The sequence below is a fragment of the Cetobacterium somerae ATCC BAA-474 genome (genome assembly GCF_000479045.1).
Classification (GTDB): Bacteria; Fusobacteriota; Fusobacteriia; order Fusobacteriales; family Fusobacteriaceae; genus Cetobacterium_A; species Cetobacterium_A somerae.
Window position 1 is genome coordinate 1 of sequence record NZ_KI518193.1, and the last position, 1851, is coordinate 1851.

The window sequence follows — 1851 nt, forward strand, 5'->3', positions numbered from 1 at the left end:
ATAAGTGGTGGAGGGATAGCCCCAAGTCAATATTTTATAATTATTTTAATTTAGAATTAATAAGAAATGATAGGAAGTCGAGACAATAAAACTATATGTAACACTAGTATAGTGGGCAACTTATGAAACTAATAGATAAAATTATATGTGAAAAGAATATAGCAATAGCAATCAGTAATTTAAAGAAAAATAAAGGAAGTAAAACACCAGGTATAGATGGTAATACAATACTAGATATAATTGAAAATAAGGAACAAATAATACAAAAAATTAAGGTAGAATTAAGTGTGGGTTTATATAAACCATCATTAATTAAGCGAATAGAAATTCCAAAAGAAAATGGAAAAACTAGACCATTAGGAATTCCCACAATATATGATAGAGTAGTTCAACAGTCAATAAAACAAATTTTGGAACCAATATTAGATAAGAAATTTCACGCGAATTCATTTGGATTTAGACCGAATCGAAGTGCAGAAAACGCGATAGCTTTAAATAATAATCTAATAAATAGAGGTAATCTATATTTTGTAGTAGATATTGATATTAAAAGTTTCTTTGATAATATAAATCATAATAAGTTAATAAAACAACTCTATAAAATTGGGATAAAAGAAGCTAAAATATTAAAACTAATTAAAGTTATGTTAAAATCTAATGTATTATTACCTGATGGATCAATTATTAAAAGTATAAAAGGAACACCACAGGGAGGAGTGCTATCTCCATTATTAGCTAACGTAGTATTAAATGAGCTGGATTGGTGGATTCATAGACAGTGGAGTGGAAAAAAGACTCAACACGATTATGGAGCACAAAATCACAAAGAGAGAGCTTTGAAAAAAACGAAACTTATTGAAGTAAAACTTGTGCGATATGCTGATGATTTCAAATTATTTTGTAGAAGTAGAAAAAATGCGGAAATAATGTTTTCATTAACTAAAAATTTTCTAAAAAAAAGATTGAAACTAGAGGTTTCGAGAGAAAAATCAAAAGTTATAAATTTGAAGAAGAAATCAAGTGAATTTCTTGGGTTCAGAATAAAAGCAGTCAGAAATAAGAAGAAAAGAACTGCCAGAACTTGAATTTTAGAAAAGAGAAAGCATAAAATCTTGCAGAAGCTAAAGGAGCAAATCAAAATTATACAAAAATATAAAAGCAAAGCTCAAGCAATTAAGTATAATGCTATGATTTTAGGAATTCAAAATTACTACAATATTGCTACAATGGTTAATATAGACCTTGGAAGAATAGGATATATCCTAACAAGGATTCTCAAGAACAGATTAGGAAAAGGTAACTACAAAAAAGATATATTATATGAGCGCAGATATAGCAAATATAACTACAAGGTTTGGAATGTAAATAAAATAACATTGTTCACATTAGACGCATGTAAATTTAAAGTTCCAAAGCAATACTCTCCAAAAAAGAAAACCAGAATAGAAATTGACAGGTTATATAGATATACTGAGTTAGGTGATAAAAATTGGGAAGTATTACGCGCTAAAGTCAGATACATGTATAATTCAAAATGTGCAGTCACGAATGAATACATAAATGGCAATAATAACTTTCATATTCACCATATTATACCTCAAAAAAATGGAGGAAAAGATACGTTAGAAAACCTAATCCTATTAAAACCAGAAGTACACAGGGCACTTCATAGCAAAAATGCTATTGAATACTATGAAGGCAATCAAACATATAAAATGTTATTAGAATCACTTTCTAAATATATATAATTAATAAAATATTGATAGAACGCCGTATGCGGTGAAAGTCGCACGTACGGTGTGGTGCGGGGGAAAATCTGGAGATTATATCAAAGGATTACCTATCGCAATC

Annotated in this window: 2 protein-coding genes; both read left to right on the top strand. The window is 28.6% G+C overall.

Going from position 1 to position 1851, the window contains the following annotated elements; genetic code table 11:
- The first annotated feature begins 122 nt into the window (after positions 1 to 122).
- Complete coding sequence (ltrA, locus tag HMPREF0202_RS14820; RefSeq protein WP_023050844.1) at positions 123 to 1085, top strand: group II intron reverse transcriptase/maturase; 963 nt, start codon at positions 123 to 125, stop codon at positions 1083 to 1085.
- 102 nt (positions 1086 to 1187) lie between these two features.
- Positions 1188 to 1748, top strand: a complete 561-nt coding sequence (locus HMPREF0202_RS14825; RefSeq protein WP_211231177.1) for an HNH endonuclease — start codon at positions 1188 to 1190, stop codon at positions 1746 to 1748.
- Positions 1749 to 1851 lie beyond the last annotated feature (103 nt).